General features: G+C 72.1%; 8 protein-coding genes. 5 read left to right on the plus strand and 3 right to left on the minus strand.

The annotated features are described in order from the left end of the window. Positions 1–751: 751 nt before the first annotated feature. Positions 752–1,381 (minus strand): TetR family transcriptional regulator, encoded by a 630-nt coding sequence (locus ACFWB8_RS36075; protein WP_385237260.1) that lies wholly within the window; start codon positions 1,379–1,381, stop codon positions 752–754. Positions 1,382–1,586: 205 nt separating this feature from the next. Between ACFWB8_RS36075 and ACFWB8_RS36080 the strand changes: the two genes are divergently transcribed. The 3 genes from ACFWB8_RS36080 to ACFWB8_RS36090 all read left to right on the plus strand — a co-directional run bounded on the left by ACFWB8_RS36080 (position 1,587) and on the right by ACFWB8_RS36090 (position 4,820). Continuing rightward, positions 1,587–2,900 (plus strand): glycosyltransferase family 4 protein, encoded by a 1,314-nt coding sequence (locus ACFWB8_RS36080; protein ID WP_385237264.1) that lies wholly within the window; start codon positions 1,587–1,589, stop codon positions 2,898–2,900. A 100-nt stretch (positions 2,901–3,000) separates the two neighbouring features. Continuing rightward, positions 3,001–3,735 carry a class I SAM-dependent methyltransferase gene (locus ACFWB8_RS36085; RefSeq protein WP_365927891.1) on the plus strand — a complete coding sequence of 245 codons (735 nt, stop codon included), beginning with the start codon at positions 3,001–3,003 and terminating at the stop codon, positions 3,733–3,735. Continuing rightward, a complete protein-coding gene (locus ACFWB8_RS36090; protein WP_385237267.1) occupies positions 3,732–4,820 on the plus strand; it encodes a prenyltransferase in 1,089 nt (362 codons plus the stop codon). The genes ACFWB8_RS36085 and ACFWB8_RS36090 overlap by 4 nt, the downstream gene beginning before the upstream one ends. A gap of 9 nt (positions 4,821–4,829) precedes the next feature. On the opposite strand, the gene ACFWB8_RS36095 is transcribed toward ACFWB8_RS36090, so the two are convergent. Beyond that, positions 4,830–5,132 (minus strand): hypothetical protein, encoded by a 303-nt coding sequence (locus ACFWB8_RS36095; protein WP_385237270.1) that lies wholly within the window; start codon positions 5,130–5,132, stop codon positions 4,830–4,832. Positions 5,133–5,244: 112 nt separating this feature from the next. Here ACFWB8_RS36095 and ACFWB8_RS36100 point away from each other — a divergent pair, with 112 nt between their 5' ends. Then, entirely contained in the window at positions 5,245–5,892 is a 648-nt protein-coding gene (locus ACFWB8_RS36100) for a hypothetical protein (RefSeq protein ID WP_385237273.1), read from the plus strand. Positions 5,893–5,919: 27 nt separating this feature from the next. Then, on the plus strand, positions 5,920–6,342 hold the full coding sequence (locus ACFWB8_RS36105; protein WP_385237276.1) for a hypothetical protein: 423 nt from the start codon (positions 5,920–5,922) through the stop codon (positions 6,340–6,342). Positions 6,343–6,386: 44 nt separating this feature from the next. On the opposite strand, the gene ACFWB8_RS36110 is transcribed toward ACFWB8_RS36105, so the two are convergent. Further along, entirely contained in the window at positions 6,387–7,397 is a 1,011-nt protein-coding gene (locus ACFWB8_RS36110; protein ID WP_385237279.1) for an LLM class F420-dependent oxidoreductase, read from the minus strand. Positions 7,398–7,495: the final 98 nt, after the last annotated feature.

The raw sequence follows: 7,495 nt of genomic DNA on the forward strand, positions 1-7,495 counted from the left end.
CGTCAAGGGCGCTCCCTGCGGTCGCGTCGCTGCGCGATGGCCTTCGGCCACCCTTGACAGGCCGGCCCGCCACGGAAATACGAAGACTGTCGGGAAACCCCCAAAAGAACGGGCCGGGGGACGGACCGATCTGACCTCCTAGCCATACGCCCTTGCTGGATGGGAGGAGGCCTCGGCGAAAGACGGCCTCAACCTTGCCCGAACGGTGGCTGGATGATCCTGTCGGGGGGTCAGGCGCGTCAGACCGCGACGGGCTCCACTCGCTCAGCGTCCACAGACCGGCCGTGGCCGGACATAAGCCGCCCACACTCTCTGCACACTCCTCGCCGACCGCGACTGACGACCGTCTGGGGCTGCTGTGACCTGCGGGGCGATCCGGGGCGATCCGGGGCGGGATCGGGTCCAGGTGGTGCGTGAGGCGCCCAATTCAGCCCGCAGTCGCCGTCTCGTAGGAGCGTGTAGCGATCGTTGGCGGCTTATGTCCGGCCACGGACGGTCTGCGGACGCTGAGCAAGTGGAGTGCGTAACGGTCTGACGCGCCTGACCCCCCTCTATGGTCATCTGGCCACCGTTCGGGGCAGGTTGGGGCCGCCTTTCGCCGGGCCGGCCCCCCGCCCCCCAATGCAGCACGGGAAAGTGGGAAACCCCCAAACCCTGTCGCGCTCCCGGTCGGGCCCGGTCCCGCCCGGTCCCGCCCTGGGCCGCCGGCGACGCCGCCGCCGTCACCCCCGCCCCGCAGGCGGGATCAGGCCTAATCCGGGGCCGTTATGTCGATCAGGCGGCAGACCGTTTCGATGTCGATCTTGACCTGGGCGATCGAGGCGCGGCCCGAGAGCCAGGTGATCAGGGCCGAGTGCCAGGTGTGCTCGATCACGCGGACCGCCGAGAGCTGTTCCGGGGTCGGTGGGGCGTCCAGGCCCATCGCGTCGAGGATGATCGCCGTGGTCAGGCGGGAGACCGTGTCCACCTCGGGGCTCACGCTGCGGTCCGCGAAGGTCAGCGCCCGGACCATCGCGTCCGCCAGGTGCGGCTCGCGCTGGAGGGCGCGGAAGGCGCGCATCAGGGTCTCCGCCACCCGGGCCGCCGGCTCGTCGCCCGCCGGGGGGCGTTTGCGCAGGGTGGTGTGCATGTGCTGGAGCTGGTCCTGCATGGTGGCGACGAGCAGGTGCACCTTGGACGGGAAGTAGCGGTAGAGCGTGCCGAGCGCCACCTGGGAGGACTCGGCGACCTCCCGCATCTGCACGGCGTCGAAGCCGCCCCGGCTGGCCAGCTGGGCGCTGGCGTGCAGGATCCGGCGGCGACGTGCCTCCTGGCGTTCCGTCAGGGGAGGGGACGCCGGTATGGTCGCCGGTCTCGTGACGGCCTTCGCATCCGCTGTCATGTGTCCCGTTCCTGGCGTGGCGAGGTCTGCTCCGGAGCCAGCATGTCAGGCGCCGGAGCCGTGGCGCGAATCACCTGCTCCACCTCTTACGGTGTAGTTTCCGGCCGGTAGATTCAATGGTCTTCAACGGATCAAGTCTGAAACTTGTTCTACATTATGCGAGCGGTTACGCTCCGGCGAAAGTGCAGGGAGAAGGGGGCCGAGAGTGACCGCTGAGGCCATGGTGACGAGCCCTTTCGTGGGTGCCGCCACCGACGGCGACCGCCCGTTGCGCATCGCACTCCTCACCTATAAGGGGAACCCGTTCTGCGGCGGCCAGGGCGTCTACGTCCGCCACCTCTCGCGCGAGCTCGTGAAGCTGGGCCACTCCGTCGAGGTCATCGGCGCGCAGCCCTATCCCGTGCTCGACACGGGCGCCACCCTCACCGAGCTCCCGAGCCTCGACCTCTACCGCAGCCCCGACCCGTTCCGCACCCCCAAGCGCGACGAGTACCGGGACTGGATCGACGCCGTCGAGGTCGCCACCATGTGGACCGGAGGCTTCCCCGAGCCGCTGACCTTCTCGCTGCGCGCCCGCCGCCACCTCCGCGAGCGCGCCGGGGAGTTCGACGTCATCCACGACAACCAGACGCTGGGGTACGGGCTGCTGGGTGAGCTCGGCGCGCCGCTGGTGACGACGATCCACCACCCCATCACCGTCGATCGCAAGCTCGACCTCGCCGCCGCCCCGGACCGCAAGAAGCGCCTCTCCGTGCGGCGTTGGTACGCCTTTACGCGCATGCAGGGCCGCGTCGCCCGCCGCCTGCCGTCCGTGCTCACCGTCTCCGGCTCCTCCCGGCAGGAGATCGCCGAGCACCTGGGCGTGCGCGACGAGCGGATCCACGTCGTGCACATCGGCGCCGACACCGACCTGTGGTCGCCCGACGCGTCCGTGGCCGTCGTGCCCGGGCGGATCGTGACCACGTCGAGCGCCGACGTGCCGCTCAAGGGGCTCGTCCACCTCGTCGAGGCGCTCGCGAAGCTGCGTACCGAGCAGCCCGACGCCCACCTCGTCGTCGTCGGCAAGCGCGCCGAGCGCGGACCGGTCGCCCGCGCGATCGAGACGTACGGGCTCCAGGACGCGGTGCGCTTCGTCAAGGGCATCACCGACGCCGAGCTCGTCGACCTGGTCCGCAGCGCGCAGATCGCCTGCGTGCCTTCCCTGTACGAGGGCTTCTCGCTCCCGGCGGCCGAGGCCATGGCCACCGGTACCCCGCTGGTCGCCACCACCGGCGGTGCGATCCCCGAGGTCGCCGGCCCCGACGGCGAGACCTGCCTCGCGGTGCCTCCGGGCGACGCGGGCGCGCTGGCCGCCGCGCTGAGCCGGCTGCTGGGCGACGCGGAACTGCGCGCCCGCCTCGGCGCCGCCGGGCGCGATCGGGTGCTGGCCCGGTTCACCTGGGCGAGAGCCGCCGAGGGGACCGTCGTGCACTACCGCGCCGCCGTCGAGCAGGCCGCCCGTACCCGCCGTACGCGGTGACCTCGGGCCCGTTCTCGTCGCTCCTCCTCCCGTTGCCGCTCCCGTTGTTCCTCCCGTTCCGTCTCTCTCCCCGCCCCCACCTCCGCGAAGGCAGGACCACGTGCTGACCGTCGATTTCTCCCGGTTCCCGCTCGCAGCAGGCGACCGCGTGCTCGATCTGGGCTGCGGCGCAGGCCGACACGCCTTCGAGTGCTACCGGCGCGGCGCCCAGGTGGTCGCCGTCGACCGCAACGGCGAGGAGATCCGCGAGGTCGCCAAGTGGTTCGCCGCGATGAAGGAGGCCGGCGAGGCCCCGGCCGGCGCCACCGCCACCGCCATGGAGGGCGACGCCCTCGCGCTGCCCTTCCCCGACGAGTCCTTCGACGTCGTGATCATCTCCGAGGTGATGGAGCACATCCCCGACGACAAGGGCGTGCTCGCCGAGATGGTCCGCGTCCTCAAGCCCGGCGGACGCATCGCCATCACCGTGCCGCGCTACGGCCCCGAGAAGATCTGCTGGGCGCTCAGCGACGCGTACCACGAGGTCGAGGGCGGACACATCCGCATCTACAAGGCGGACGAGCTCCTCGGCAAGATGGAGGCCGCGGGCCTCAAGCCGTACGGCACGCACCACGCGCACGGGCTGCACTCCCCGTACTGGTGGCTCAAGTGCGCCTTCGGCGTGGACAACGACAAGGCGCTGCCGGTCAAGGCGTACCACAAGCTGCTGGTCTGGGACATCATGAAGAAGCCGCTGGCCACGCGCCTCGCGGAGCAGGCGCTCAACCCGGTCATCGGCAAGAGCTTCGTGGCGTACGCGACCAAGCCGCACCTCCCGGTCGGCGCCGCCCTGTGACCTCGCCCGGGCGCACCGAGCCGGAACACCTGGTCCTGGACGGCGTACTGACCGCCGAGCAGGCCGCCGCGACGGTGGCGGGGATCCTCGCCGCGCAGCGCGCGGACGGGGCCATCCCGTGGTTCCGCGGCCACCACCTGGACCCGTGGGACCACACCGAGGCCGCGATGGCGCTCGACGTGGCGGGCGAGCACGAGGCCGCGGAGCGGGCGTACGAGTGGCTCGCGCGGCACCAGAACCAGGACGGCTCCTGGCACGCCGCCTACGCCGACCGGCCGGACGGCGTGGACACCGCCGAGCCGCAGGACGCGAGCCGGGAGACCAACTTCGTCGCGTACATCGCGGTCGGGGTCTGGCACCACTACCTGGCGACCGGCGACGACACCTTCCTGGACCGCATGTGGCCGGCGGTGTTCGCGGCCGTGGAGTTCGTGCTCGCGCTCCAGCAGCCGGGCGGCGAGATCGGCTGGAAGCGGGAGGCGGACGGGGCGGCCGTGACCGACGCGCTGCTGACCGGGTCCTCCTCGATCCACCAGGCGCTGCGCTGCGCGCTGGCCATCGCCGAGCACCGCGAGCAGCCGCAGCCGGACTGGGAGCTGGCGGCGGGCGCGCTGGGGCATGCGATACGCCGCCACCCGGAGCGGTTCCTGGACAAGTCCCACTACTCGATGGACTGGTACTACCCGGTGCTGGGCGGTGCGCTCACCGGCGCCGAGGCGAGGGCGCGGATCGAGGAGCGGTGGGAGGAGTTCGTCGTCCCGGACCTCGGGGTGCGGTGCGTGCTGCCGAACCCGTGGGTGACGGGCGGGGAGTCCTGCGAGCTGGCGCTCGCGCTGTGGGCGACGGGGGAGGCCGACCGGGCGCTGGAGATCCTGCGGTCGATCGGCCACCTGCGGGCCGAGAACGGCATGTACTGGACGGGCTACGTGTTCGAGGACAAGGCGGTGTGGCCGGTGGAGCAGACCACCTGGACCGCCGGGTCCCTCCTGCTCGCCGTCGCGGCGCTGGGCGGGGACGAGGCGACCGTCGAGGTGTTCGGAGGGACCTCGCTGCCGAGCGGGCTGGAGCCCGACTGCTGCGGTTGAGACGGGCCGTCAGCGGCGGTAGAGCCAGCCGGCGGCGGCGTGGCCGATGAAGAGGTAGGTCACGGCGGCGATGCCGTGGCCGACGACGACCTGGACCCATGCGCGGCTGAAGGTGAACAGGTCGTAGGACCAGCCGGACAGCCAGGCGGCGGCGTCGTGGATGAAGTCGACCAGGCCGTTGCCCTGGTTGGCGTCCAGCAGGTACAGCAGGATCCACAGGACGATCACGAAGGCCAGTGCGTCCGCCACCAGTGCGACGGCCCGGCCCGCCTGGCTGCTTCCTCGGGTGCGTACTCGCGTGTGTGTGGGCATGCAGCGCGTGTTGCCGCCCGGGCGGGGCGCAAACCCGAACGGGTCCCCCAAGTGGTGCGGTCTGGCGGCCGGGGTGAGGCTGCGGGGGACACCCCAGTCCCCGGAGGCAATCGTGGCCGTACCCACCACCGTCCGATTCCGCCGCGCCCTCACGGCGCTGGTCCTGTCCACCGCGCTGGTCGCCGGTGCCACCGCCTGCGGCAGCGGCGGCGGTGACGGTGGAGGCCAACGCGAGGAGGTCGTCTCCGCCGCGGCGGTCGCCGAGCTGGCCGCCCTCGCGGCCGCGGAGCCGGCCGCAGCGGAGGAGGACGAGCTGGCCGCGGCGACGCCCGCGCCCAGCACGTCGGCGGAGAAGCAGAAGTTCGCCAAGACGCGCTTCGTCGCCAATGCCGGGCTCGCGGCCGGGGCGACGTACCAGTGGATCATCAAGCCGTACCGCGCGGGCAAGTTCAAGAAGGGCGCGAAGGGCCGTACGTTCGCGCTCATCAAGGCCGGCCTCGCGGGTGCCTTCGCGTACAACCGGCTGAAGGCGGCGGCCGACAACGCCAAGGGCGACCCGCTGCTGTCGAAGGCCATGGTCCCGCTGACGGCGGGCATCGAATCCCTCAAGGGCCTCGGCAGCAAGCTCCGCAAGGGCCAGGCGGGTGACGCCGACATCGGCTCCTTCCAGGACGTCATCAACGGCGTCAAGGAAGCGGGCAAGGGCGCGGGCGCGACGGTGACCGACCAGGTCCCGAGCGTCGGCCAGCTGGGCGGCTAGCCCCGGCCACCTGTTTCAATGGGTCGTGTGATCGATTCCGTCCTCACCTCGACAGCGGCCCTCGCCGGGGCCGCCGGCGCCGGGTGGCTCCTGCGGCGTAAGCACCGTGCGCGGGTGGCCGCCGGGCCGGCTGCCGGGATCCCGTGCATGGCGCGGCAGCCCGCCGGCGAGGGCCGCTGGCGCGTCGGCCGGGTGTACGCCGAGCAGGGCGCGGCCCACTGGGTTCCCCGGCGCGGAGACCCGGTGGCCTTGGCCGACGGCCGGGCCACGGCTGTGCGGGCGCCCTCCGTGCGGGAGGGGATCTCCATCAACCCGGGGTCGCGGATCGTCACTTGCGCGTACGCGGGCGGCGGGACGATGGAGATCGCCGTGATGCCGCTGGACCTGCGGGAGCTGCTGGCGGCCGTGCCGCAGGCCGCGGAGACGCCACCGGACCAGTCGGAGAACTAGTTGTCGAGTTAGCTGTTGAACTAGCTGTTGAACTAGCTGTTGAGTTAGCTGTTGAGCTCCGCCAGGACGCGCAGGGTGTGCGGGTCCGGGGCGGTGAGGAGCAGGTCGGTGACCGGGCCCTTGCGCCACAGCTCCAGGCGCTCCGCGATCCGCTCGCGCGGGCCGATCAGGGAGATCTCGTCGGCGAAGGCGTCCGGGACGGCGAGGACCGCCTCCTCCTTGCGCCCGGCCAGGAACAGCTCCTGGATGCGGTGCGCCTCCTCCTCGTAGCCCATCCGCGCCATCAGGTCGGCGTGGAAGTTGCGGGCCGCGTGGCCCATGCCGCCGATGTAGAAGCCGAGCATGGCCTTGACGGGCAGCAGCCCCTCGGCGACGTCGTCGCAGACCGCGGCCCGGGCCATCGGGGCGATCATGAATCCCTCGGGGAGGTCGGTCAGGGAAGCCCGGTAGACGTCGGTGCGGGTCGGCGACCAGTACAGCGGGAGCCAGCCGTCCGCGATCCGGGTCGTCTGGGCGATGTTCTTCGGCCCCTCGGCGCCCAGCAGGAGCGGCAGGTCCGCGCGCAGCGGGTGGGTGATGGACTTGAGCGGTTTGCCGATCCCGGTGCCGTCCGACCCGCGGTACGGGTGGCTGTGGAAGCGGCCGTCGAGGGTGACGGGGGCTTCGCGGCGCAGCACCTGGCGGATGACGTCGACGTACTCGCGGGTCGCGGTGAGCGGGCTCGCGGGGAAGGGGCGCCCGTACCAGCCCTCGACCACCTGCGGGCCGGACAGGCCCAGGCCCAGCATCATCCGGCCGCCGGAGAGGTGGTCCAGGGTGAGGGCCTGCATGGCGGTGGCCGTGGGGGTGCGGGCGGCCATCTGCGCGATGGCGGTGCCGAGCCGGATCCGCGAGGTGTGCGCGGCGATCCAGGTGAGCGGGGTGAAGGCGTCCGAGCCCCAGGCCTCGGCGGTCCACACCGAGTCGTAGCCGAGGTTCTCGGCCTCGACGGCGAGGTCGAGGTGGGCCGGGCTGGGGCCGCGGCCCCAGTAGCCGAGTGCGAGTCCGAGGCGCATGTACGGTCCCCTCCGCGATGCCGTGGCCGACCCGCCACATCTGACGGAGCGTCAGGCGACTGTAGGGCAACGGCTCCCCACCCGGAAGGGTGGGGAGC

Source organism: Streptomyces sp. NPDC060031 (assembly GCF_042736805.1).
Classification (GTDB): Bacteria; Actinomycetota; Actinomycetes; order Streptomycetales; family Streptomycetaceae; genus Streptomyces.